The following is a 22617-nucleotide window of genomic DNA, read 5'->3' on the forward strand; positions in this document are numbered from 1 at the left end:
CCGTGCCGTAACGGCGCTTACTTGCTGATGAGGTCGGACACGCCCCACTTCTTGCCAATGGCGGCCATTTCGCCGTTCGCCTTCATGTCGGCAATCGCCTTGTTGACGGCTTCAAGCAGCGCGGTATTGCCTTTTTGCACGGCCATGCCCACTTGCCACGTGCGTTGCGGCTGGTAGCCCGTATCGAGCTTCACGCCCGGGATGTTCTTGGTCTGGATCTGGTAAATGATGCTGGGGGGATCCACGATGCCAAGGTCGACGCGGCCAGCGCGCACGTCAGCCAGCAAGGTTGAATAGTCCTGGTACGTCGTAACTTTGGTGCCCGGCATGTCCTTGATCATGTTGAACTGGACAGAATCCACCAGCACACCTACCCGCTGCCCCTGCATGTCTTCGAATTTGGCGTACTTTTTGGTCGCTTTGTCGCTGACTACCACGCCCTCTCCCCATCCGTAGACCGGGACTGAAAAGTCGATGGCCTTGGCGCGTTCTTCGGTAATGAACAGCGGCGCCGACATGACGTCCGCCCGCCCCGACGTCAGCGTGGGAATAAGGCCGGAAAATGGCACGTCGGACAGCTTGTCCGATACCTTCAGATGCTTGGCCACGCCCGCCGCCACGTCCACCATGATGCCTTCCAGCTGGTTGGACTTTGGATTCTTGAACCCGTGCGGCGGCGCCGATGCGGTGGTGACGACGGCCAGGCTTTTATCGGCGCGCACTTCGTCCAGCGTGCGCGCCTGCGCGCCGGTTTGAATCAGCAGGCCGGCGGCCGCCAGGCCCAGCAGAATGGCTTTGAATGTCATCGTTTTTCCCCTTGGATAAATGATTGCCGCGAACATGGATGATGCGAACGCCTCGGCTCAGGCCGGACGCCCTTGCGGATACTGCTGCACTGCCACCGCCGCCAGCGCGAAGAATTCCTGCATCACGGTGGCAGCCAGGAAGGCTGTCGCTCCCTGCACGTCTTGCGGCGGCGACACGGTATTGATGTCGAACGCCACGAAGTTCAGGCCGGCAAGCTGGCGCACCAGCGCCAGCCCTTCCTTGGCCGACAAGCCCCCCCACTCCGGCGTGCAAACTCCTGGCGCGCAGGAGGGGTCAAAGATGTCCATGTCGAAGCACAGGTACACGGGGCGCTGGCCGATACGCTGCTTGATGTCCGCCAGCGTGGCTTTCTGGTCCTGGTCGAAGTCGTCGTAGGGCACGATCGTGTAGCCGACCTCGCGCCCGAACTCCAGCACCCCGGGCATGAAAGAACTACCTCGCGTGCCCACGTGAAAGCTGGCCGCGACGTCCAGCAGACCCTCTTCGGCGGCGCGCGTGAACGTGGTGGCCGTGTTGTAGCCGGGGATGGGATAGGTGTCGGTGTGCGAGTCGAAATGCAGCACGACGAAATTCGGATGGCGGCGCCCCACGGCACGCAACTGCGGCAACGTCACCGCGCCGTCACCGCCCATCGAGATGGGGATGGCACCCGCGTCCAGGATGGCACCGATGCCGGCTTCGATCAGCGGATACGAAGCGTCGGTGTCTCCTGGGTGGCACGCCACGTTGCCCACATCGATGGCGCGCAGGAATTCAGGAGGACTGTCGATGCCATGGCGGCGAAAGATGTCGACGGGGCGCAGCAAACGGGATTGCTCACGGATCGCGTCCGGACCCTGCCGCGATCCCACGCGAAAGGGGTGCGTGCCGCAATCGAACGGAATGCCCACCACGCAAGCGCGTGCCCGGCCCGCTTCAGACTCGCGGGCCGATGGCAAACCCATGAACCCGGCTACGGGATGGAAACTAACTTCAGATGACTGCGGCACAGCGCGGCTCCCTGGATTTGCCCCGTCGTTGATAGGCGGGCGTTGCTATATTTAGATTCAGTCGAATCGCTATGCGATACGGTTGTGTCGTAAATAGATTAGCAGGCAAAAACTTGGCCGGCCTATTAGGGTGTTCCCCCTACAGGCGTGGAATTACTTGATCTGAATAGTCGGGATTAAAAAAGAATGCGCCCCGTCATGGCGCGCCGCGTGCACCGAAAACGGGCGTGCGAAAGGGATCAGACCTCGTCGTCTGGCAAGGGCATCGCCCCGCGCAACGCGCCACCTGGTGGTTCCATCAAGTAGAAGGGATGCGTACGGCCCAGGGTGCGTGATGCACTGATGGCGTGCGCGGTCTCCACCACTTGCGGGCCGAACACGGCTTGCGCCTGTTCAAAAGACCAGCGGCTGGAAGGCACGGACACGTTCACGGCGCCCAAGGGGGTGCCGCCGGCATCCAGGACCGCCGCGCTGACCGTGATGTCACCGGGGTAAAACTCGCCGTTGGACCTTGCATAGCCGTGGCGCCGGGCGAACTCCAGTTCGGCCAGCAAGGCGTCCATGCTGGTGATCGTATTCCCCGTGAAAGGCTTGCGGTCGCAGCGTTCCAGCAAGTCTTGCGCAACGCCGGGGTCCAACTTGGCCAGCACCGCGCGCCCTGCTGCCGTGCAATAAAAAGGCAAGCGCATGCCCACCGGCATGTTCACAAACATTTCCTTGTGCGTGGCAAAGCGCGCCACATAGACCATGTCCAAACCGTCGGGCTCCGCCAGGCTGCACGTCTCCTGACTGTTGCGGTTCAGCGTGTGCAGGAACGGGTTTCCGCCCAGAACGAGCGGGCTTGTCTGCACGTAGTGCATGCCCAGCTCCAGCGACCAGGGCGCCAGCGAGAACTTCTTGGTGACGGGATCCTTGCGCAGGTAGCCCAGCGTCCAGAGCGTGTGGGTAAAGCGCTGAACCGCGCTTTTACCCAGGCCCGTGGCTTCCGCGAGTTCCGGCAGCGTCATGGCAGGCTCGCCTTCGTTGAACGCCCTTAATACGGAAATGCCGCGCGCCAGCGCGGCAATGAACAAAGGCGAATCTTCGGGATGTGGCGTCTGGGTCATAGCGCAGCGCATGCAGGATAAAGCGCATAGCGTACCGTATAACGGTTCGCTTATATCGCATGGCGATTGGGGCGACAATCCGACCTCGGATCGCCGTCCCCGCGCTCACAAGAAAAACGGCCTGCATGCGCAGGCCGTCTCGTCAGTGTGGCAGCGTCAGCGGATCGGCCATGGGTACATGGCGCCACCGTTGCTCCACAGTGCATTCGTGCCGCGTTGCAGGCCCAGCTTGCTGTCCTTGCCGACGTTTCGCTCGAACACTTCGCTGTAATTGCCCACTGCCTTGATGGCGTTGTAGGCCCATTTTTCGTCCAGCCCCATGTTCTTGCCCGCGCCCGGCGTCACGCCCAGGATGCGGGACACGTTGGGGTTGTTGCTCTTGAGCATCTCGTCCACGTTCTTTTGCGTGATGCCGTATTCCTCGGCTTCCAGCAGGGCGAACAACGTCCAGCGGACGATGCCCAGCCAGTTTTCGTCGCCTTGGCGCACCATCGGCCCCAGCGGTTCCTTGGAGAAGCGTTCGGGCAGGATTTCGTAGTCGTCCGGCTTGGCCACTTGCGTGGCGCGCACGGCGGCCAGTTGCGAGGCGTCGTCGGTGAAGGCGTCGCAGCGGCCGGATTCAAAGGCGCGCACCACTTCGGTCACCTTGTCGATCACCACGGGTTTGAATTCGATTTTGTTGGCGCGAAACCAGTCGGCCAGGTTCAGTTCGGTGGTGGTGCCCGGTTGCACGCAGACCGTGGCGCCGTTCAGCTCCTTGGCGCTTTTCACGCCCAGCTTCTTGTTGACCAGAATGCCCTGGCCGTCATAGAAGCTGGCGGCCACGGCGGACAGCCCCAGCGACGTATCGCGCGTTTGCGTCAGCGTGACGGTGCGCAGCAGCACGTCGACTTCACCCGACTGCAAAGCGGTGAAGCGTTGCTGCGTGGACAGCGCCGTGCCCTTGAATTTGGTGGGGTCCCCGAATACGGCTGCGGCGACGGCGCGGCAGATGTCCACGTCCATCCCTTCCCATTCACCCTTGCTGTTGGTAGCCGAAAAGCCGGAGACGCCGTCGGTCAAACCGCATTGCACGAATCCCTTTTTCTTGACCGCATCCAGCGTGGGGCCGGCAAGCGCCGCCTGGGACACACAAGCCAGGGCCAGGGCGCCGGCTGCAAACAAAGTTGACCGCTTCATTGATGCCTCTCCTGAGAGTGATGTCCGTGCCGGCTTGTAAGACGGCGGCGGCTGAAACCAAACCCGGCTTTACAGGGCCGGCCGCCAGATTACGCCATGTCCACGGCGTGAACAACGCGGCTTTCCCTAGAGGAAACCCCAAGGATGACAAGCTTGATAGATTCCGGGCATTTGTCCGATGACCGAACTTTATCGAACCCTTGCGCCCCGTATGGCAGGCCCCTGCATGCCATACTTTTTTTGCGTCGATGTCCGATACGCGGCATCGCCGCCCCAGCCCTAAAACGCCGAGCGCGCCACATAAAAAACCCGGCGCGCATCGATATTCGGTCGATTCATGGAGGAGACAAATCCATGGCACATGTTTGCAACTCGCAGCCCCGCCGCAATGCCGTCGCCCCGCGCCGCCTTGCCCTGAAAACCGTGCTGTGCGCAGCGCTGGCCGCCGTCGGCATGATGGCCGGCCCCGCGCATGCCGCCGATGACTGGCCCACCAAGCCCATCAAGATCATCGTGCCCTACACGCCGGGCGGCTCCACCGACATCGTCACCCGCATCGTGGTGGAAAAGCTGGCGCCGCGCCTGGGCCAGACCATCATTGTGGAAAACAAGCCCGGCGCGAACAGCAGCGTGGGCTCGGCCATGGCGGCCAAGGCCGACCCCGACGGCTACACCTTTCTGGCGATGCTTCCCGCTTACCTGGTCAATTTCCACCTGTACAAGCTGAACTTCAAGCCCACCGACCTGGTGCCGGTTGTGCAGATGGCCGACCTGCCGCTGTTCCTGTTTGTGTCCGAAGACGTGCCCGTCAAGACCGTGGCCGAGTTGGTCGACTATGGCCGCAAGCACCCCGACAAGCTGACGTATGCCTCCAGCGGCACGGGGTCGAACGCGCACCTGACCGGCGCCATGTTCGCCTCGCAGAACAAGATTGCAATGACGCACGTGGCCTACAAGGGCAGCGCGCCGATTTTGACCGACCTGCTGGGCGGGCGCGTGTCGATGGTGTTTGACCCCATCCTGGTGCCCATGCAGTACGTGAAGCAGAACCGGCTGAAGGCACTGGCCTTCACCGGCAAGGAACGCTGGCCCGACGAGCCCTCCATTCCCACCATGGGCGAAGCCGGCCAGCCGGGCTTTGAAACGGGATCATGGGCGGGCCTGCTGGCGCCGGCCAACACGCCTCAGCCGATCATCGACCGCATGGCGCGCGAGATCGCCGAGGTGGTCAAGGACCCCGAGGTCAAGCGCAAATTCGTGGACGTGGGCTTCATGCCGGTGGGCGGCACGACCGCGCAATTTGCCGACCTGATGCAGAAAGAGTCGGCCCGCTACGCCGAGGTCATCAAGCAAGTCGGCATCACCGCGAACTGAAAGGCGGCGGGCGGCGGCATGGCCGGGCGCCCGCCCGATCGGAGCTTCACCATGATCAACAAGTTCATCGACACCCCCGAGGCCGCGGTCTCGGATATCCACGACGGCGCCACGGTGCTGATCAGCGGCTTCGGCGGCGCGGGTATGCCCACCGAACTGATCCACGCGCTGATCGACCAGGGCGCGCGCGAGCTGACCGTGGTCAGCAATAACGCGGGCAATCGCGAAACCGGGCTGGCCGCGCTGATCAAGGCGGGCCGCGTGCGCAAGGTGATCTGCTCGTTTCCGAAGGCCTCGCACTCCTGGGTCTTTGACGACCTGTACCGGCGCGGCGGCATCGAACTGGAATGCGTGCCGCAGGGCACCATCGCCGAACGGCTGCGCGCGGCCGGGGCCGGGCTGGGCGGGTTCTTTACGCCCACTGCCTACGGCACCGAACTGGCGGCAGGCAAGGAAACGCGCATCATCAACGGACGCGGCCACGTATTCGAAACGCCGCTGCATGGCGACTTTGCGCTGGTCAAGGCCGACCAGGGCGACCGCTGGGGCAACCTGACTTATCACAAGAGCGCGCGCAACTTCGGCCCGATCATGTGCATGGCGGCCAAGACCACCATCGTGCAGGTGCGCGCCAAAGCCGACCTGGGCGAGCTGCCGCCCGAAGCCATCGTCACGCCCGGCATCTTCGTCAAGCGCATCACCGAGGTGGCGAACGCCACCTTTTCCAGCTGAGGCCCACGTATGTACCAACCCCTGACCCGCGAGGCCATGGCGCGCCGCCTGGCCCTGGATATTCCCGACGGCAGCTACGTCAACCTGGGCATCGGCATGCCGGTGCTGGTGGCCGCTTGCCTGCCCGATGATCGCGAGATCGTGCTGCACAGTGAAAACGGCATCCTGGGCATGGGCCCACCGCCTTCAGAAGACGCCATCAACCTGGACCTGATCAACGCCGGCAAGCAGCCGGTGACGCTGCTTGCCGGCGGCGCATATTTTCACCACGCGGATTCGTTCGCGATGATGCGTGGCGGCCATCTGGACATCTGCGTCATGGGCGGCATGCAGGTCGCGGCCAACGGCGACCTGGCCAACTGGTCGCTGGCCAAGCCGGGCGAAGCGCCCGCCGTGGGTGGCGCGATGGACCTGGCGGTGGGCGCGCGCAGCGTGTTCATCATGATGGAACACAACAGCAAGAACGGCGATCCGAAAATCGTCGAACGCTGCACTTATCCGCTGACGGGCGCGGGCGTGGTTGACCGCATCTATACGGATTTAGCCGTGATCGACGTGACCCCGGAGGGCCTGGTTGTTCGAGATATGATCGACGGCATGACGCTGACCGAACTGCAAGGACGCACCGGCGCGCCGCTGCGCGCGGGCTGATGCTGCCCAACCTGCCCCCACCCGGCTACGCGCTGCCGCTGGCCGAGGACGAACATCCCGACCAGTTTCGTGGCGACCCGGACTACATGCTGACCCTGGCGCGCGGCCTGCACGTGATCCGCGCATTCGGCACGCGCCGCCATCCGCAAACCGCCGCTGAACTGAGCCGCCGCGCCGGGCTGCCGCGCGCCGTGGTGCAGCGCTGCCTGCACACGCTGGTGCTGCTGGGCATCGCGGAACAACACGGCAGGCTGTTTGTGCTGACGCCGCGCATCCTGGGCCTGGGCTACGCGTATTTCTCGTCCACGCCGTTCGTCTCCCTGGCCCAGCCGGTGCTGGAAGAGCTAAGCGCCACGGTCAACGAGACCTGCGCGCTGGCCATCATGGAAGGCAACGAAATGCTGTACCTGGCGCGTTCGGAAGTGAACCGCCTGCTGGCCACGTCCATGGGGCTGGGCAGCCGCCTGCCGGCATATTGCACATCGATCGGGCGCGTGCTGCTGGCGCAATTGCCCGAGCCGGCGCTGGCCCGCTACTTTGCCGCCACGCCGTTGCAGCCCTACACGGAATTCACGCTGACCACCGAAGCGCCGCTGCGCGCCGAACTGGCGCGCATTCGCGAGCAGGGTTACGCGGTGGTCGATCAGGAATTGGAATTGAACGTGCGCGCGATTTCGGTGCCGGTGCGCTCGGCCAGCGGCAAGGCGTGCGGCGCCGTGAATGTCAGCGTCAAAGCGGCGCGCGTGCCGCTGACGCGGCTGACGGACGAGTTCCTGCCGCCGCTGCGTCAGGCGGTGGAACGAATCGGGGAATTCCTGGTGGCGTAGGAAGGTGAACGCGCGGCCGGGGCAAGGCGGCCGCCGTTGCGAGGGAACGACGGCCCGGCGTTCGAGCATCGATCTGTTTGAGCCCGATGTTCAAGCCCCGATCTGTTCGAGCCCCGATCTGTTCGAGCCCCGATCCGTTTGAGCCCCTCCTGATCGAGCCCGTGCTGTGCGGGCCCCTTCTATTCGAGCCCGTTCTGTGACGCGCGCCTGTCCCTACGAAGCCAGGTCGGTGGTATCCAGCGTGAACGCCGCCGCCGCGCGGCCGATGCGATCGTTGACGGCGTGCCAGGCGTCGGTGGCAGGCGGCGCCTGCACGACGATGCGCGCATAGCCCTGCTTGTCCAGATCCCGCAGCAAGCCATACAGCGCCTGCGCATAACGCGTCGGGTCCGCCGGCACCGGGTGCCATTGCAGGCGCGCATCCAGCGCGTCGGGCTTGTCGCCATACGCCACCACCACCACCTTGCCGGGCGGCAGATTGCGGCCTTGCGCCACGTCGCGCAGGCGGTCGTCGGATGCCAGCTCAAGGGGGGTGCGGGGGGCGTAGTGCGCCTTCAGCGTGCCCGAGGCGCGCGGCGCGGCGGCATCCGGCGCGAACACCTGCACGCCCAGCACCGCTTCGATCTGCGCAGCGCTGATATGGCCCGGGCGCAGCAGCACGGGGCCCGCGCCGCGATCCAGGCGCGACAAGTCAAGAATCGTGGATTCGATGCCCACTTCCGATGCGCCGCCTTCCAGCACCGGCATGCCGGCCGCGACTTCCTCAGGGAATTCAGCGCGCACGTGGTCGGCGCGGGTGGGCGATACCTGGCCGAACTTGTTGGCCGATGGTGCCGCCACGCCGCCCTGCCCGTTCGGCTTACCCGCCGCGAACGCCGCCAGCAGCGCCTGCGCCACGGGATGCGACGGGCAGCGGATGCCGATGCTGTCCTGCCCACCGCTGACGGTGTCGGCGATGTGCGGCGCGCGCTTGAGGATCAGCGTCAGCGGGCCGGGCCAGAACGCGTCGATCAGCAGACGCGCCTCGGTCGGGACGTCTGCCGCCCAATAGCCGACGTCGCCCGAGGGCGCAATGTGCACGATGACAGGGTGGTTCGACGGCCGGCCCTTGGCCGCGTAGATCTTGGCCACCGCCTGCGGGCTTTGCGCATCCGCGCCCAGGCCGTAGACGGTTTCGGTCGGAAAGGCGACCAGTTCACCGTCCAGCAGGCGTTGCGCGGCGTGGGATATTTCCGCGTCGCTGGCGGAGTCGGGCGGGGGCAAGGAAGACATCGGGATCGTCGCGGGTGACTCGGAGTGACTCGGCGTTATTCGGGCGTGACTCAGGCGTTACTCGGGCGCCTGCATGCCCAGCGCGGCAGCCACGCTCGCGGCATCGCTGCGGGCCTGCTCCAGCGTGGGCGCCACGATGGTGATGTGACCCATCTTGCGGGCGCGACGCGCATCGCGCTTGCCGTACAGGTGCAGCTTGGCGGTGGGCACCGCCAGGGCCGCCGCCCAATTGGGTTCGCGCTGCTGCGTGGCCGTGGGCGATTCGTACCAGATGTCGCCCAGGATGTTCAGCATGACGGCGGGCGCCAAGAGCGCCGTGCTGCCCAGCGGCAAACCCGCCATGGCGCGTGCCTGCTGTTCGAACTGGCTGGTGACGCAGGCGTTCATCGTGTAGTGGCCGCTGTTGTGCGGACGCGGCGCGATCTCGTTGACGATCAGGCTGCCGTCTTTCAGCACGAAGAATTCCACGCACAGCACGCCGTGATAGCCCAGGCCTTGCGCAATGGATTGCGCGGCTTCGGTCGCGCGGGCCTGCCGTTCGGCATGCGCGGCGTCCGACTGCACGGGCGCGGCGGTGGACACCGCCAGGATGCCGTCGCGGTGCACGTTGCGCGCCACCGGGAAGACAACGCTTGCGCCGTCGAAACCGCGCGCCAGCACCACCGAGATTTCGTAGTCCAGCGGCATCAGCGCTTCCAGCACGCAGGCCACGCCGCCAAACTCGGCGAAGGCGGCCAGCGCTTCGTCGCGCGTGCTGATGCGGGCCTGGCCCTTGCCGTCATAGCCCAGGCGCGCCACTTTCAGGATGCCGGGAAACAAGGCGTCGGGCGCGGCGCGCAGGTCTGCTTCGGTGCGGATGGCGGCGTGCGGCGCCACGGCGATGCCTTGCGAGGCGATGAAGGTCTTTTCGGCGATGCGGTCCTGCACGATGGCGACGGCGTCGGCGGCCGGGCTGACGCGGCAACGCGTGGCTAGCGTACGCAGGCTGTCGGCAGGGACGTTTTCGAATTCGGTGGTGACGGCCTGGCAGGTCTGGGCCAAACGGGCCAGCCCGGCTTCGTCGTCATAGGCAGCCTGGATGTGCAGGTCGGCCACCATGCCCGCGGGGCATTCGTCGGCCGGGTCCAGCACCGCGACCTTGTAGCCCAGGCTTTGCGCCGCATGGCAGAACATGCGGCCCAATTGGCCGCCGCCCAACAAGCCCAACCAGCCACCGGGAGCGATCATGAAAGAAGTGGATTGGCTCATACGATCGACGCCTCGGGCGGAACCTTCATGTCGCGCGCGGCTTGCGTCTGGCGGGCGCGGAACGCCACCAGCTTCTGATGCAGGTCCGCATCGGTGCCGGCCAGCGTGGCAATCACGTGCAGCGCCGCGTTGGCGGCGCCCGCTTCGCCGATGGCGAACGTGGCCACCGGCACGCCCTTGGGCATCTGCACAATGGACAGCAGAGAATCTTCGCCGCGCAGGTATTTGGACGGCACCGGAACGCCAAACACCGGCACTTCGGTCAGCGCCGCCATCATGCCCGGCAGGTGCGCCGCGCCGCCAGCGCCGGCGATGATGCCGCGCAGGCCACGGCCATGCGCGGCCGCGCCGTATTCGGCCATGTCCTGCGGCATGCGGTGCGCGGAAATCACGCGCGCCTCATAGGCCACGCCGAAATCCTCAAGCATGCTGACCGCGTGCTTCATGACCTCCCAATCGCTGGAAGATCCCATAATCACGCCCACCACGGGCGAGGCCTTGGCCGCTGCGGAAGTCTTGGCTGTCATAACCGGTGTCAAAGAGGGTAAGACCGCGGAAACCTGCCCGCGGAATGTCAATGGACCGCGGATCCAGTCCGCGAAACCCGGTATTTTACCCGGCGCGCGCGGCAGGCTATGGCGCGGTGGCCTTGGGCAGCCACAGATAGGTGTCGGGGTTGTCCGGGCACGGGCCAAAACCGCATTCCAGCGTGGTGCCGCCGACGTTGGCCAGCGTCATGACAAAAAACAGGGCCATGACCAGGACGCCCAGCGCCGACACGGGCTTTTTCAGCATGGTGTCGCCCCATTTGCGGTCGGCCGTCTGCATCAGCACGCAGAAGACGATGATGGCCGCAAACGCAATGAACGCCCAGGTATAGAAGTGCATGCCCAGGAACGGCGAGCCATAGCCGGGATCGCCGGGCGCCAGGTGCAGCAGCACTTGCCGGCCCGATGCGACCATGCCGCCCAGCGACGCCGCGATGCTCATCGCGTAATGCATGGGCGATGGGCCCAGGCGCAGGTTCAGCAGGAACCCCACGCCGGCCAGAATCAGCGCCACGCGTTGCAGCAGGCAAAGCGGGCACGGCAGTTCGTCATAAATGAGTTGCCAGGCGAACGCCATGGCCAGGATGCCGGTCACGCCCAGCAGCGCCAGCCCATTGATGACACGCGAGCCTCGCGCCGGATTACCAGAAAAGATCATCGCCCGGCCTTTACAGCGACAACGCCAGCGGCGTATTCATGTGATGCACGCACCAGGCCGCGAAGATCAGCAAGGTCAGCAGCCAGAAGGTCACGCATGGACGGCGACGGCCCAGCACGCCAAACCACACGGCGATCAGACCAGTCAGAAACGGCAACATCATGATCATGCGACGGGCTCCTGTCGGCGGCGTCCTGTAAGCAACCGAGGAGTATAACGTAACAATCCGACATATTTGTTATCGAAAGCCCGGATGCGCGCGCGGCGAACTTATGCGTCCCCCCAAAGAAAAAACCCGCTCGGTGGACTCACCGGCGGGTTTGTTTTCGTCTAGGCGGCGTCAACGGCGCCCGACGGAATCAGGCAATCAGGCGGTCCAGCGCTTCGCGGTACTTGGCGGCGGTCTTTTCCAGCACTTCTTGCGGCAGGCGCGGGGCGGGCGGGGTCTTGTCCCAGGTCTGGGTTTCCAGCCAGTCGCGCACGAACTGCTTGTCGAACGACGGGGGGCTGATGCCCACGCGGTAGCCGTCAGCCGGCCAGAAGCGCGACGAGTCGGGCGTCAGCACTTCGTCCATCAAGTGCAGCGTGCCGTTGTCGTCCAGGCCGAATTCAAACTTGGTGTCGGCAATGATGATGCCCTTGGTGGCGGCGAAGCGCGCGGCTTCGGCGTACAGCTTGAGGGTCACGTCGCGGATGCGTTCGGCCATTTCCTGACCCACTTCCTTGACCACGTGCGCGAAGTCCACGTTTTCGTCGTGCATGCCGAATTCGGCCTTGGCGGCGGGCGTGAAGATCGGTTCGGGCAATTGGCTGGCCTGTTGCAGGCCGGCGGGCAACTGGATGCCGCAGACGCTGCCGGTGGCCTGGTAGTCTTTCCAGCCGGAGCCGATCAGGTAGCCGCGTGCAACGGCCTCCACCAAAATCGGCTTCAGGCGCTTGACCACGACGGCGCGTCCGCGCACCTGGTCAACTTCGTCCGGCGCCACCACGTCTTCGGGCTTCACGCCGGTGGAGTGGTTCGGCAGGATGTGGGCCAGCTTCTGCAACCAGAATTCGGTCAGCTCGGTCAGCACCTGTCCCTTGCCGGGAATGGGGTCGTCAAGAATCACGTCGAACGCGGAGATACGATCCGACGCGACGATCAGCAACTTGTCGTCGCCCACCGCGTACATATCGCGCACCTTACCGCGGCCCAGCAGCGGCAAGGACTTGATGCTGGATTGATGCAAAGCAGAAGTCACGGGAATGGCCTATGGCAAAAATGAAGATTCCCGCCACGGGCGAGCGCCAGGGCGGGAAGTAGAACGAAATCGAAACTTGCGCAAAAGGCGGCATGGCCTGTGCAAGACGCATAGATTACTGCAAATATGCCCGTCTTGCCGGGCGGCAAGGGCCGGGTTAGCCTCTGATTCCCGACTCACGATTCGCGCCGACCGCCCCAGCCGCGTCACGGCGCAGACCTCACGCCCGGAGACAAAGCCGTATGCAGGATGCTTCCCTTAAACGCCCGTCCGCCGCCGACGCGCAGGTACACCTGACTGGCGGTTGCCAGTGCGGCGCGATCCGTTACGCCGTCACCGACGAACCCATCACCGCCGCCACCTGCCACTGCCGCGACTGCCAATATTCCAGCGGCGGCGCGCCGGCCCATGCGCTGATCTTTCCCGCCGGCTCGATCACGATGCTGCGCGGCCAGGCCAAGGAACACCGCTACAAGGGAGACTCCGGGCACACCGTCATGCGCAGCTTCTGCGCCGCCTGTGGCACGCCGCTATTCGGCGGCTCGGAAGGCATGGGATACGAGGTGGTGCGCGCGGGCTCGCTGGACGATCCGGAAGCCTTTCACGCCAAGGCCAGCCTGTGGACGAGTTCGGCGCCGTCCTGGCACCACGTGGACCGCAGCGTGCCGCACTTCCCGCAAAACTCGCCGCCCGCCTGACTTGCGGGGCTGACGCGGCCAGCCGATACGCCCGTCTTGGCAGCCGGCCAAAACAAAGGGGTGGGTCCACGACGGACCCACCCCTTTTTGCTACCCCGGCGCCCCCCGAAGGCGGCGCTGGATAGGTTTACTGCACCACTTGCGACAGCTTGCCCGAGGCGTACTGCGCGGCGATTTCCGTCAGCGGCAGCGCGCGGATCTTGCTGGCGTTGCCGGCGGTGCCGAATTCCGTGTAGCGAGCCACACAGATCGCCTTGGCGGCGGCGCGGGCGGGCTTCAGGTATTCGCGCGGGTCGAACTTTTCGGGGTTCTCGGCAAAGAAGCGGCGGATCGCGCCGGTCATGGCCAGACGAATATCGGTGTCGATATTGATCTTGCGCACGCCGTACTTGATGGCTTCCTGGATTTCCTCGACCGGCACGCCGTAGGTTTCCTTCATGTTGCCGCCGAATTCGCGGATTTCAGCCAGCAGTTCCTGCGGCACGCTGGAGCTGCCGTGCATCACCAGGTGGGTGTTGGGCAGGCGGGCGTGGATTTCCTTGATGCGGGAAATCGACAGGATGTCGCCGGTGGGCTTGCGCGTGAACTTGTAGGCGCCGTGGCTGGTGCCGATGGCGATTGCCAGCGCGTCCAGCTGGGTGCGGCGCACGAAGTCGGCGGCTTGTTCCGGATCGGTCAGCAGCTGGTCCATGGTCAGCTTGCCGTCGGCGCCGTGGCCGTCTTCCTTGTCGCCTTCCATGGTTTCCAGGGAACCCAGGCAGCCCAGTTCGCCTTCAACCGTCACGCCCAGCTTGTGGGCCACGTCCACGACCTTCTTGGTGACTTCGACGTTGTAGTCGTAGTCGGCAATGGTCTTGCCGTCTTCTTTCAGCGAACCGTCCATCATCACGCTGGAGAAGCCCAGGTCGATGGCGCCTTGGCAGACCTTGGGCGACTGGCCGTGATCCTGGTGCATCACGACGGGGATGTGCGGGTAGGACTCAACCGCGGCCTGGATCAGGTGCTTCAGGAAGCCTTCGCCCGCGTACTTGCGCGCGCCGGCCGAGGCTTGCATGATCACCGGGCTGTCGGTCTCCGCAGCGGCTTCCATGATGGCCTGGACCTGTTCCAGGTTGTTGACGTTGAAAGCCGGAATGCCGTAGCCGTTCTCGGCGGCGTGGTCGAGCAACTGGCGCATGGAGACTAGGGCCATGAGTGGTCCTCCTAAGTACTGTTTATTGAAATGGTTGAAGGCTTGCTGAATGGGGTGATTTTACGGGGGTTTCCAGGAAAGGTCTTGCAACCGCCGGTATCCAGTCCATTCAGCCGAGGACGGAAGGCGTACAACCGGTCTACGCCTTCAGCCTCCACCCAGCCCCCCCGCCCGACTCCGGCCCCGGTCTCAGGGCCGACCGGCGTGCGGTACGTCCACCCGAGTCGTCAGGATGCGGGCTTCGGGCTTGGCGCGGCGGTTTGCCTCGATGAAATCCGGCGCGGCCGCCATGAACAGCGTGCAGCCGTCCGGACCGCCCAGCGCCGCGGCGAAGATGCCGAATTCGCCGGTATCGATCTGTTCCAGAATGGCGCCGCCCCGCTCCACCCGCACGATGCGCTTGCCGATGGCGTCCGCCACCCACAGCGCGCCCTCGGCATCCAGCGCGCCGCCATCCGGCGCGATGGCCGACGCGGCGATCAATACCGACAGGTCGTCGCTATCCGGCAACGGGCCGAAGTTGGCCCAGTCGCGGCGCGGACCCAGTGCCCCCGTGGGCAGGATGTCGAATTCCGAGATCCGGTTGCCGAACGTCTCGTTGACAATCAACGTGTTGCCATCCGGCGTGATGAACGAGCCATTGGGAAAGCACAGCCCATCGGCCACAGCCTGCGCGACGCCGTCCGTGTCGACGCGCACCAGCGCCGTGGTCGCGACGGGTTCGCCCGCCATCAAATCGAAACCGAAGTTGCCGACGTACGCCCGGCCCTGCGCATCCACCACCATGTCATTGATCGGGCCGCCCGCCAGCGAGGACAAATCCGCATGCACGCTTAGCGTGGCGTCCGCTTCCCGGCGCAACACCTTGCGGTCTTTCATGGATGAGATCAGCAGGCGGCCATCGGGCAGCCAGCCCAGGCCCGAGGGCTGCTGGGGCACGCGGCAGATCAGCTCAATATTGCCCTTCAGATCCACGGCGATGACCTGCCCGGTATAGAAGTCCGACGCCCACAAGCGGTCTTCGTGCCATCGCAAGCCCTCCAGGTAGGTGTATCCCGTTGCCAGCACGGACAGTTCGCGTTTCGGCATTGCCTTGTCTCCTGTTATCGCCCCATCGGGGCCGGCTTTTCAAATGCGCCGCATGGCCGATGCGTTCGGCCGGGCGGACCCATTCTGTCACGTCAAAGGTGTTACGGATATGTCCCCAAGATGACAACTGACTGTCAGGTGGCGGGCGTTAACATCGCGCCCCAAGGGAAAACCCGTACCCCGGGATTTGCCTTGGCATCCCCCAAACCGGACCGCCTTTCCCGCCCCATGCCGGCGGGCCGACCCCCACCCCGGGGCGCTATGCGGCGGGTCCCTTGTTTCCGTTTTGATCATGAATACAAAGAAGCTGACGCGTTACATCGGCATCGCCATGGTGCTGGGCGTCGTGGTGGGCTACGTGTGCAACAAGACGGCGCAGGACGCGAAGCACGCAGCGGAAATTGCGTCGTACTTCAGCCTGGTCACGGACATCTTCCTGCGCATGATCAAGATGATCATCGCGCCGCTGGTCTTCGCGACGCTGGTGTCCGGCCTGGCCAGCATGAGCGACGCGAACGCCGTGGGCCGCATCGGGTTGCGCGCCATGGTGTGGTTCATCGCGGCGTCCGCCGTGTCCTTGCTGCTGGGCCTGCTGCTGGTCAATATCTTCCAGCCGGGCGCACACATGAACCTGGCGATTCCGGACACGGGCATCACCTCGGGCTTGAAGACGGGCGACTTCACGCTCAAGGCGTTCATCGCGCACGTGTTCCCCAAGAGCATCGCCGAAGCGATGGCCAACAACGAGATCTTGCAGATTTTGGTGTTCTCGCTGTTCTTTGGCGCAGCGTTGTCGTTCATACGCGGCAAGGGCCACCACACGATCTACACCATGATCGACGAGCTGGCCAAGATCATGTTCCGCGTCACCGACTACGTGATGCGCTTTGCGCCGCTGGGCGTGTTCGCCGCCATGGCCGCCGCCATCACCACCGAAGGCCTGGGCGTGCTGGTCAGCTACGGCAAGTTGATCGGCGAGTTCTACCTGGGCCTGGCGCTGCTGTGGGCCATTCTGTTTGGCGTCGGTTACCTGTTCCTGGGCAAGTCCACGCGCCGCCTGGGCGGGCTGATCAAAGAGCCGACCTTGCTGGCATTTTCCACGGCCAGCAGCGAATCGGCCTATCCGAAGACCATCGAAGCACTGGAACGCTTTGGCGTGTCCAAGCGCATTTCGGGCTTTGTACTGCCGCTGGGGTATTCGTTCAATCTGGACGGCTCGATGATGTATCAGTCGTTCGCCGTCCTGTTCATTGCGCAGGCTTACAACATTGAGATGAGCTTTGCGCAGCAGTTGACGCTGTTGCTGGTGCTGATGGTGACCAGCAAGGGCATGGCGGGCGTGGCGCGCGCGTCGCTGGTCGTGGTGGCCGCCACCCTGCCGATGTTCCATTTGCCGGAAGCGGGCCTGCTGCTGATCATGGGCATCGACCAGTTTTTCGACATGGGCCGCACCGCGACCAATGTGGTGGGCAACAGCCTGGCCACGGCCGTCATTGCGAAACTGGAAGACGACCGCGACGATGCGGCGGCTTGATCGGGCTGTTGGATCGGGCTGTTGGATCGGGCTGCTTGATCGGGCCACGTAATCGGGCCACGTAATCGGGCCACATGATCGGGCGCTTGACCGCGCCGCAAGCGCGGGAGCAACATAGGCTTCCCGTTCTTGACCTGCGGCGCGGCGTGCCATCCGGCAGCGCCCGCCCCATGCAATGCCATGACACCCCTCCCCCTGCGCGGCATCCTGGCGGCAATCGCCCTGGTTGCCGCCGCTGACGCAAACGCCTGGACCCGCATTTCCTGCGACCTGGCCGGCACAGTCACCACGCCCGCGCTACAGATGCGGCAAAGCCGCACCGACGGCACGACGCTGTCTCAAACCACGTTTCGTATCAAGGTCAAGGCGGCCGACATTCCGGAAGGCGCGCGCGCGGACACGGATTGCACCGAATTCGTAAACCGCGAAATGGACGTGTCGCTGGAGGACACGCCGCCCGGCCAGATTCGCCAGGGCAAGCCAATCAAGCTGCGCTACCGCTACGACGAATCGTTGGGGCAAAGCCTGTCGACAAAATTCGAGCTGGTCCGCTGAAGACCCCGCCGCCGCCACGAGGGCGGATCGGCGGAGCGCGCAACCGGCTTTCAGTGCTGGGTCAGGCTTTCAGTCTTGATCGGACTGTCAGCGCCTGGCCGGGTTTTCAACTGCTTAGTCGTTGACCGAGCACGACACCGGCGCGCCGTCTTCGAATTCGACGTCATACGTGTGGACCGGATCCCACGGCAGCGTGAACCACAGTTCGTAGCCGTCGCCGTCTTCGTCGAACAGCCACAATGCGCGCAGCACGGCTTTTTCGGCCATGGCGTCGGCGGTTTCTTCCTGCAGCAGCTGGTCGTCTTCCAGACCCAGCTTTTTGTAGTGCTCGTACGAATAGTTATCCAGCAGGAACTCGGCCGCTGCCAGGATGTGCTCGTCAAGATTGTCGATGATGCCCTTGACCACCTTGGAGGCGCCGCTGTCGGGCTCTTCGCCATCCGTCTGGATCATGACGTGAATGGGGGGCCGGCCATCGCCGGCAGGCACGTTTTCGGCCGCCCACAGATCGGGTTCTTCGGGGTCTTGGGTGAAATTGAATCGTGCCATTGCGCGCTCCGGAAAATTGGATGGCGAGCCGAAAAAGTATCGGCTGCGCCTCAGGCCGTTACGCCTTTCGCCATTTAACCAGATGCGCGGCGACCCGTCTGTGGCTGCCCGCGATGTTTTTGACGCTACACCCGTTCCAGTGCCAAATGCGGCAGTGCGGGAAGCTCGGTTCGGATACTGTCGCCCGGGCAGACCGCCCCGCCCTCGATCACAATCCCCATCACGCCGGCGCGCCGTTGCAGGCTGCCGTCGGGATTGCGGCCCAGCACGGCGGCCATCAGACCTTTCTGATATTGGTCCAGTTGCACGCACGGATTGCGCAAGCCGGTGATTTCGATGATTGCGTCTTCGCCGATACGCAGTCGCGCCCCGCGCGGCAACGCCAACAGGTCAATACCGCGCGTGGTGATGTTTTCGCCCATCGTGCCTTCGGCCACATTGAAGCCGGCCAGTTGCAGCTCGTCGTGCAATTCCGCCTGAATCAGATGCACCTGGCGCAGATTGGGCTGCGTGGGGTCGGCCCGCACGCGCGAGCGATGCTTGACGGTCACCCCCTGATGCGCGTCGCCTTCGACGCCCAGCCCCTTGACCAGCAGGATGGTCGGCACGACCGGCTTGCTGAACGCATGCGTTGCGCTTAGCGCCACGGCAATCACGATCGGATTCATCGCGGTACTCCGGAAAAACAGGGTGTCATGCCGCCTCGCGTTGCGCTTCGGGCGACGCCGCCGCGTGCGTGCGCGTCGGCAGGTAGTGCGTGGAGAATACCAGCCGGCCGGCCGACCAGGTGTGACTGATCAGTGGCAGCGCGCCAACTTGTGCCACTGCCACCAGATCCGCCCGCTGGCCCACCGCGATCCGGCCCCGATCGGACAGCCCGCAGGCGTCGGCCGGGTTTGCCGTGACCAGCGCGATGGCTTGCGGCCAGCTCAGGTCGGTTTGCGCCGCCACGGCGAATGCGGCGGCGATCAGCGTGGACGGTTGGTAGTCCGAACACAGGCAGCTGGCCACGCCCGCGCGGATGGCGTCGATGGCGCGCATCGACCCGCTCTGGCTTTGCCCGCGCAACACGTTGGGCGCCCCAAGAATGGTGGGCAGGCCGCACGAGACCGCCGCGCGCGCCGTGTCCAGCGTGATGGGGAATTCGCTCATCGACACGCCCAGGTTGCGCATCGTGGCGATGCGCTGCACGGAATCGTCGTCATGGCTGGCGGTGGCGATGCCCAGCGCATGCGCGTGCGCCAGCAATGCCTGCACGCGCGTCACGGCCCCGTCCTTGGCGCGTGTCTTGGCGTGGGCCGCCTCTTCGGCCTGCTCGCGGCTCATGGCGTGGTTGCCCATCATGTATTGCAGATAGGATTCCAGCGTCTTGAACTGCCCCTGCCCCGGCGAATGGTCCATCACCGACAACAGGTCCACCGCGCCTTCGTCCATCAATGCGCGCAACACGTCCACCGAGCTTGGGTCGGTGACTTCGTAGCGGCAATGCACGCGGTTGTCCACCAGGCTGTGCGGGCGGAACGCATGCACCGCGCGCACCACCTGCGCCGCCGTCTGGTTGTTGCGCACGCCCCATTCATTGTTGGCGAACGACAGCGCATGAAAAGGCGTGGTGATGCCCGCGGCGGCGTTGCGACGGTCGACCTGCGCCACCGCGAAATCGAACGGAAACAGCACGCGCGAGCGAGGCTCCGCTTCCTTTTCGATGGCGTCGCAATGCAGGTCGATCAAGCCGGGCATCAAGGTCTGGCCTTGCAGGTCAACCACGCGGTCCGCCCGCGCGCCGTCCGGCTCGATGGCCACGATGCGGCCGTCATCGATCAGCACCGCGCTGTTCTCCAGCACGCGGTCGGGCATGATCACGCGGGCATGGGTCAGGTATGAGCTTGGCATGAGGGCTCCAGGGCAAGCGAGGCGGGCGGCGCGGGGCGCAGCGCCAGGGTTTGGGTGGCAACGGCGTCGCGCACTTCGGCGTCGTGAAAGATGCCCAGCAGGCAGCGGCCCGCCGCCAGTGCTTCGTGGATCAGCGCGATGACCACGCGGCGGTTGTCGGCATCCAACGACGCCGTGGGTTCGTCCAGCAACAGAATCGGATGGCGCGCAATAAAGCCGCGCGCGATGTTGACGCGCTGCTGCTCGCCGCCGGAAAACGTGGCGGGCGCCAGGCCCCACAAACGCGGCGGCACATTCAAGCGTTGCAGCAAGGCGCCGGCCTGCTCGCGCGCATCGGCGGCGTCCACGCCCGCCACGCGCAGCGGCTCGGCCACCACGTCCAGCGCGGACACCCGCGGAATGACGCGCAGGAACTGGCTGACATAGCCGATGACGTCGCGGCGCAGCGCCAGGATGCGCTGTTCGGGCGCGCCCACCAGCTCGACCCATTCATCATGGGCGCGCACGCGGATGCTGCCTTCGGTAGCCAGGTAGTTGCCATACAGGCAACGCAGCAAGGTGCTTTTTCCGGTGCCCGACGGGCCGGCCAGCACCAGGCAATCGCCGGCGGCGGCGGTCATGTCCACGGCATCCAGCACGGGCAGATGCATGCCGCCCTGGTTGTGCAGCGTGAACCGTTTCACCAGCCCCCGCACTTCGATCTTGGGTAAGGATGCATGCATGGTCAGCTCTGCAAAATGGAAGACACCAGCAACTGGGTGTAGGGGTGTTGAGGGTCGTCAAGAATCTGGTCGGTCAGCCCGCTTTCAACCACAACGCCGCCGCGCATCACCAGCGTGCGATGCGCCAGCAGCCGCGCCACCGCCAGGTCATGCGTGACGACGATGGCGGCCAGGCCCAGGTCCGTGACCAGTTGGCGCAGCAGGTCCAGCAGCCGCGCCTGCACGGACACGTCCAGCGATGCCGTGGGTTCGTCCATGAACACCAGGCGCGGGTGCGTCACCAGGTTGCGGGCGATTTGCAGACGCTGCTGCATGCCGCCGGAAAACGACACCGGCGTATCGTCCAGCCGGCCCACGTCGATCTCCATCTTTTGCAGCCAGTTGCCCGCCACGGCGCGCAGGTCGCCGTAGTGCCGGTCGCCCACCGCCATCAGCCGCTCGGCGATATTGGCGCCCGCGCTGACCTGCATGCGCAGCCCGTCGCGGGCGTTCTGCCGCACGAAGCCCCAATCGGTGCGCGACAACAATCGCAGCCGCGCGCCTTGCAGGCCGGCCAGGTCGATGAAGCCCTGGTCACGCGTGTCGTACCAGACGCTGCCTGCATCGGGCGCGGTCTGGTGCGACACGGCCGACAGCAAGGTGCTTTTGCCCGAGCCCGATTCCCCCACGATGCACAGCACTTCGCCCGGATACAGGTCAAAGCTGACGTCGCGGCAGCCGTGCACGCCGTCCCACGTGCGGGTCAGCTTGCGCACGGAAAGCAGTGGATGCGCGTTCATGCGGCGGCCTCGTTGTCGCGTTGCTGCGTTTGGCGGTGATTGCAGTATTCGGTGTCCGAACACACAAAGCGGCGTGTGCCGGCGTCGTCCAGGATGATCTCGTCCAGATAGCTGTCCCGCGAGCCGCACAGGTCGCAGCATTCGGCCCAGGTTTCCACGGTGAACGGGTGATCGTCGAAGTCCAGGCTCTTGACCGAGGTGTAGGGCGGCACGGCGTAGACGCGCTTTTCGCGGCCGGCGCCGAACAGCATCAGCGCGGGGCTGCCGTCCAGCTTGGGGTTGTCGAACTTCGGGATGGGTGACGGCCGCATCATGTAGCGGTCGTTCACGATGACGGGGTAATCGTAGGTGGTGGCGATGTGGCCATGTTGCGCGATGTCTTCGTACAGCTTCACGTGCATGCCGCCGTACTCGGCCAGCGCGTGCATGGTGCGCGTTTCGGTTTCGCTGGGTTCCAACCAGCGCAGGGGCTCGGGGATGGGCACCTGGAACACCATGACTTGCCCTTCGCGCAGCGGGGTTTCCGGGATGCGGTGGCGGCTTTGCACGATGGTCGCCGCGGGCGTGGACGTGGTGGTGGCCACGCCCGTGACGCGGCCGAAGAAGCGGCGGATGTTGATGGCGTTGGTCGTGTCGTCCGAACCCTGGTCGATGACCTTGAGCACGTCATCCGTGCCGATGATGGCCGCCGTTACCTGGATGCCGCCCGTGCCCCAGCCATACGGCAGCGGCATTTCGCGGCTGCCGAACGGCACCTGGTAGCCGGGGATCGCCACGGCCTTGAGCAGGGCGCGGCGCAACATGCGCTTGGTGGATTCGTCCAGGTAGGCAAAGTTGTAGTGCTCGTCGCGCGGGACCGTGGCGGCCGAGGCGGTGGCCGGATCGTTGGCTATGGCGCGGACCGTGGCGTTGGCCATCGCGTCCGCCTTGTTGTTCAGCGTTGCATTCGTGTT

At 65.0% G+C, this 22617-nt stretch carries 25 protein-coding genes; 7 read left to right on the top strand and 18 right to left on the bottom strand.

Annotation, left to right across the window (positions count from 1 at the left end; translation table 11 throughout):
• Positions 1–17 precede the first annotated feature (17 nt).
• The 4 genes from KYT87_RS22575 to KYT87_RS22590 all read right to left on the bottom strand — a co-directional run bounded on the left by KYT87_RS22575 (position 18) and on the right by KYT87_RS22590 (position 4102).
• Complete coding sequence (locus KYT87_RS22575; protein WP_046804426.1) at positions 18–806, bottom strand: ABC transporter substrate-binding protein; 789 nt, start codon at positions 804–806, stop codon at positions 18–20.
• A gap of 57 nt (positions 807–863) precedes the next feature.
• Positions 864–1772: an arginase family protein gene (locus KYT87_RS22580; RefSeq protein ID WP_219990887.1), complete on the bottom strand. Its 909-nt coding sequence runs from the start codon at positions 1770–1772 to the stop codon at positions 864–866.
• Positions 1773–2056: 284 nt separating this feature from the next.
• A complete protein-coding gene (locus tag KYT87_RS22585; protein WP_046804424.1) occupies positions 2057–2923 on the bottom strand; it encodes an IclR family transcriptional regulator in 867 nt (288 codons plus the stop codon).
• 156 nt (positions 2924–3079) lie between these two features.
• Positions 3080–4102 (bottom strand): amino acid ABC transporter substrate-binding protein, encoded by a 1023-nt coding sequence (locus KYT87_RS22590; RefSeq protein ID WP_104144572.1) that lies wholly within the window; start codon positions 4100–4102, stop codon positions 3080–3082.
• Between the two features lie 354 nt (positions 4103–4456).
• On the opposite strand from KYT87_RS22590, the gene KYT87_RS22595 reads away from it, so the two are divergent.
• From KYT87_RS22595 to KYT87_RS22610, 4 genes are read left to right on the top strand one after another with little or no spacing between them, the layout of a single operon-like run.
• Positions 4457–5476 (top strand): tripartite tricarboxylate transporter substrate binding protein, encoded by a 1020-nt coding sequence (locus KYT87_RS22595; protein ID WP_120156718.1) that lies wholly within the window; start codon positions 4457–4459, stop codon positions 5474–5476.
• Between the two features lie 51 nt (positions 5477–5527).
• On the top strand, positions 5528–6208 hold the full coding sequence (locus KYT87_RS22600; protein ID WP_219990888.1) for a 3-oxoacid CoA-transferase subunit A: 681 nt from the start codon (positions 5528–5530) through the stop codon (positions 6206–6208).
• A 9-nt stretch (positions 6209–6217) separates the two neighbouring features.
• Positions 6218–6859 carry a 3-oxoacid CoA-transferase subunit B gene (locus tag KYT87_RS22605; RefSeq protein ID WP_219990889.1) on the top strand — a complete coding sequence of 214 codons (642 nt, stop codon included), beginning with the start codon at positions 6218–6220 and terminating at the stop codon, positions 6857–6859.
• The gene (locus KYT87_RS22610) at positions 6859–7686 is read left to right on the top strand and encodes an IclR family transcriptional regulator C-terminal domain-containing protein (RefSeq protein ID WP_046804420.1); all 828 of its coding nucleotides are present in this window, start codon (positions 6859–6861) and stop codon (positions 7684–7686) included. Before KYT87_RS22605 ends, KYT87_RS22610 begins: the two co-directional genes overlap by 1 nt.
• A 213-nt stretch (positions 7687–7899) precedes the next feature.
• Here KYT87_RS22610 and KYT87_RS22615 read toward each other — a convergent pair whose 3' ends face one another.
• From KYT87_RS22615 to KYT87_RS22640, 6 genes are all read right to left on the bottom strand, one after another.
• Entirely contained in the window at positions 7900–8958 is a 1059-nt protein-coding gene (locus KYT87_RS22615) for an L-threonylcarbamoyladenylate synthase (RefSeq protein ID WP_219990890.1), read from the bottom strand.
• Positions 8959–9015: 57 nt separating this feature from the next.
• Positions 9016–10206, bottom strand: coding sequence for a 5-(carboxyamino)imidazole ribonucleotide synthase (locus KYT87_RS22620; protein ID WP_219990891.1), 1191 nt, complete (start codon positions 10204–10206; stop codon positions 9016–9018).
• Complete coding sequence (gene purE, locus KYT87_RS22625; protein ID WP_046804417.1) at positions 10203–10733, bottom strand: 5-(carboxyamino)imidazole ribonucleotide mutase; 531 nt, start codon at positions 10731–10733, stop codon at positions 10203–10205. Before purE ends, KYT87_RS22620 begins: the two co-directional genes overlap by 4 nt.
• A gap of 106 nt (positions 10734–10839) precedes the next feature.
• On the bottom strand, positions 10840–11412 hold the full coding sequence (locus tag KYT87_RS22630) for a disulfide bond formation protein B (RefSeq protein ID WP_046804416.1): 573 nt from the start codon (positions 11410–11412) through the stop codon (positions 10840–10842).
• A 10-nt stretch (positions 11413–11422) separates the two neighbouring features.
• Positions 11423–11581 carry a DUF5993 family protein gene (locus tag KYT87_RS22635; RefSeq protein WP_046804415.1) on the bottom strand — a complete coding sequence of 53 codons (159 nt, stop codon included), beginning with the start codon at positions 11579–11581 and terminating at the stop codon, positions 11423–11425.
• A 190-nt stretch (positions 11582–11771) separates the two neighbouring features.
• Positions 11772–12653 (bottom strand): phosphoribosylaminoimidazolesuccinocarboxamide synthase, encoded by an 882-nt coding sequence (locus tag KYT87_RS22640; protein WP_046804414.1) that lies wholly within the window; start codon positions 12651–12653, stop codon positions 11772–11774.
• Between the two features lie 242 nt (positions 12654–12895).
• Between KYT87_RS22640 and KYT87_RS22645 the strand changes: the two genes are divergently transcribed.
• The gene (locus KYT87_RS22645) at positions 12896–13351 is read left to right on the top strand and encodes a GFA family protein (protein WP_104144577.1); all 456 of its coding nucleotides are present in this window, start codon (positions 12896–12898) and stop codon (positions 13349–13351) included.
• A gap of 127 nt (positions 13352–13478) precedes the next feature.
• Here KYT87_RS22645 and fba read toward each other — a convergent pair whose 3' ends face one another.
• Together fba and KYT87_RS22655 are read right to left on the bottom strand one after the other, a co-directional pair.
• Positions 13479–14543, bottom strand: a complete 1065-nt coding sequence (gene fba / locus KYT87_RS22650) for a class II fructose-bisphosphate aldolase (RefSeq protein WP_046804412.1) — start codon at positions 14541–14543, stop codon at positions 13479–13481.
• 189 nt (positions 14544–14732) lie between these two features.
• Entirely contained in the window at positions 14733–15632 is a 900-nt protein-coding gene (locus KYT87_RS22655; RefSeq protein ID WP_219990892.1) for an SMP-30/gluconolactonase/LRE family protein, read from the bottom strand.
• A 292-nt stretch (positions 15633–15924) separates the two neighbouring features.
• Between KYT87_RS22655 and KYT87_RS22660 the strand changes: the two genes are divergently transcribed.
• Positions 15925–17166, top strand: coding sequence for a dicarboxylate/amino acid:cation symporter (locus tag KYT87_RS22660; RefSeq protein ID WP_104144615.1), 1242 nt, complete (start codon positions 15925–15927; stop codon positions 17164–17166).
• Positions 17167–17346: 180 nt separating this feature from the next.
• Positions 17347–17721 (top strand): hypothetical protein, encoded by a 375-nt coding sequence (locus tag KYT87_RS22665; RefSeq protein ID WP_046804404.1) that lies wholly within the window; start codon positions 17347–17349, stop codon positions 17719–17721.
• A gap of 114 nt (positions 17722–17835) precedes the next feature.
• Here the strand turns inward: KYT87_RS22665 and KYT87_RS22670 are convergent, their stop codons facing one another.
• The 6 genes from KYT87_RS22670 to KYT87_RS22695 all read right to left on the bottom strand — a co-directional run bounded on the left by KYT87_RS22670 (position 17836) and on the right by KYT87_RS22695 (position 22581).
• Positions 17836–18270, bottom strand: coding sequence for a hypothetical protein (locus KYT87_RS22670; RefSeq protein WP_219990893.1), 435 nt, complete (start codon positions 18268–18270; stop codon positions 17836–17838).
• A 125-nt stretch (positions 18271–18395) separates the two neighbouring features.
• Positions 18396–18938 (bottom strand): MOSC domain-containing protein, encoded by a 543-nt coding sequence (locus KYT87_RS22675; protein ID WP_104144580.1) that lies wholly within the window; start codon positions 18936–18938, stop codon positions 18396–18398.
• A 25-nt stretch (positions 18939–18963) separates the two neighbouring features.
• Positions 18964–20163 (bottom strand): alpha-D-ribose 1-methylphosphonate 5-triphosphate diphosphatase, encoded by a 1200-nt coding sequence (locus KYT87_RS22680; protein WP_219990894.1) that lies wholly within the window; start codon positions 20161–20163, stop codon positions 18964–18966.
• Entirely contained in the window at positions 20145–20885 is a 741-nt protein-coding gene (gene phnL, locus KYT87_RS22685; RefSeq protein WP_219990895.1) for a phosphonate C-P lyase system protein PhnL, read from the bottom strand. Before phnL ends, KYT87_RS22680 begins: the two co-directional genes overlap by 19 nt.
• A gap of 2 nt (positions 20886–20887) precedes the next feature.
• Positions 20888–21664 carry a phosphonate C-P lyase system protein PhnK gene (phnK, locus tag KYT87_RS22690; protein ID WP_046804399.1) on the bottom strand — a complete coding sequence of 259 codons (777 nt, stop codon included), beginning with the start codon at positions 21662–21664 and terminating at the stop codon, positions 20888–20890.
• Positions 21661–22581: an alpha-D-ribose 1-methylphosphonate 5-phosphate C-P-lyase PhnJ gene (locus tag KYT87_RS22695; RefSeq protein WP_046804492.1), complete on the bottom strand. Its 921-nt coding sequence runs from the start codon at positions 22579–22581 to the stop codon at positions 21661–21663. The genes phnK and KYT87_RS22695 overlap by 4 nt, the downstream gene beginning before the upstream one ends.
• Positions 22582–22617 lie beyond the last annotated feature (36 nt).

The organism is Achromobacter sp. ES-001 (genome assembly GCF_019448355.1).
Taxonomy (GTDB): Bacteria; Pseudomonadota; Gammaproteobacteria; order Burkholderiales; family Burkholderiaceae_B; genus Achromobacter; species Achromobacter spanius_B.

Coding starts and splice junctions, on each gene's coding strand:
- KYT87_RS22610 (WP_046804420.1), top strand. CDS start 6,859: ATGCTGCCCAACCTGCCCCCACCCGGCTACGCGCTGCCGCTGGCCGAG.
- KYT87_RS22585 (WP_046804424.1), bottom strand. CDS start 2,923: ATGACCCAGACGCCACATCCCGAAGATTCGCCTTTGTTCATTGCCGCG.
- KYT87_RS22695 (WP_046804492.1), bottom strand. CDS start 22,581: ATGGCCAACGCCACGGTCCGCGCCATAGCCAACGATCCGGCCACCGCC.
- phnL (WP_219990895.1), bottom strand. CDS start 20,885: ATGCATGCATCCTTACCCAAGATCGAAGTGCGGGGGCTGGTGAAACGG.
- KYT87_RS22630 (WP_046804416.1), bottom strand. CDS start 11,412: ATGATCTTTTCTGGTAATCCGGCGCGAGGCTCGCGTGTCATCAATGGG.
- KYT87_RS22575 (WP_046804426.1), bottom strand. CDS start 806: ATGACATTCAAAGCCATTCTGCTGGGCCTGGCGGCCGCCGGCCTGCTG.
- KYT87_RS22660 (WP_104144615.1), top strand. CDS start 15,925: ATGAATACAAAGAAGCTGACGCGTTACATCGGCATCGCCATGGTGCTG.
- KYT87_RS22605 (WP_219990889.1), top strand. CDS start 6,218: ATGTACCAACCCCTGACCCGCGAGGCCATGGCGCGCCGCCTGGCCCTG.
- KYT87_RS22615 (WP_219990890.1), bottom strand. CDS start 8,958: ATGTCTTCCTTGCCCCCGCCCGACTCCGCCAGCGACGCGGAAATATCC.
- purE (WP_046804417.1), bottom strand. CDS start 10,733: ATGACAGCCAAGACTTCCGCAGCGGCCAAGGCCTCGCCCGTGGTGGGC.
- KYT87_RS22670 (WP_219990893.1), bottom strand. CDS start 18,270: ATGGCACGATTCAATTTCACCCAAGACCCCGAAGAACCCGATCTGTGG.
- KYT87_RS22590 (WP_104144572.1), bottom strand. CDS start 4,102: ATGAAGCGGTCAACTTTGTTTGCAGCCGGCGCCCTGGCCCTGGCTTGT.
- KYT87_RS22595 (WP_120156718.1), top strand. CDS start 4,457: ATGGCACATGTTTGCAACTCGCAGCCCCGCCGCAATGCCGTCGCCCCG.
- KYT87_RS22655 (WP_219990892.1), bottom strand. CDS start 15,632: ATGCCGAAACGCGAACTGTCCGTGCTGGCAACGGGATACACCTACCTG.
- KYT87_RS22620 (WP_219990891.1), bottom strand. CDS start 10,206: ATGAGCCAATCCACTTCTTTCATGATCGCTCCCGGTGGCTGGTTGGGC.
- fba (WP_046804412.1), bottom strand. CDS start 14,543: ATGGCCCTAGTCTCCATGCGCCAGTTGCTCGACCACGCCGCCGAGAAC.
- KYT87_RS22675 (WP_104144580.1), bottom strand. CDS start 18,938: ATGAATCCGATCGTGATTGCCGTGGCGCTAAGCGCAACGCATGCGTTC.
- KYT87_RS22680 (WP_219990894.1), bottom strand. CDS start 20,163: ATGCCAAGCTCATACCTGACCCATGCCCGCGTGATCATGCCCGACCGC.
- KYT87_RS22635 (WP_046804415.1), bottom strand. CDS start 11,581: ATGATCATGATGTTGCCGTTTCTGACTGGTCTGATCGCCGTGTGGTTT.
- phnK (WP_046804399.1), bottom strand. CDS start 21,664: ATGAACGCGCATCCACTGCTTTCCGTGCGCAAGCTGACCCGCACGTGG.
- KYT87_RS22600 (WP_219990888.1), top strand. CDS start 5,528: ATGATCAACAAGTTCATCGACACCCCCGAGGCCGCGGTCTCGGATATC.
- KYT87_RS22580 (WP_219990887.1), bottom strand. CDS start 1,772: ATGGGTTTGCCATCGGCCCGCGAGTCTGAAGCGGGCCGGGCACGCGCT.
- KYT87_RS22645 (WP_104144577.1), top strand. CDS start 12,896: ATGCAGGATGCTTCCCTTAAACGCCCGTCCGCCGCCGACGCGCAGGTA.
- KYT87_RS22665 (WP_046804404.1), top strand. CDS start 17,347: ATGACACCCCTCCCCCTGCGCGGCATCCTGGCGGCAATCGCCCTGGTT.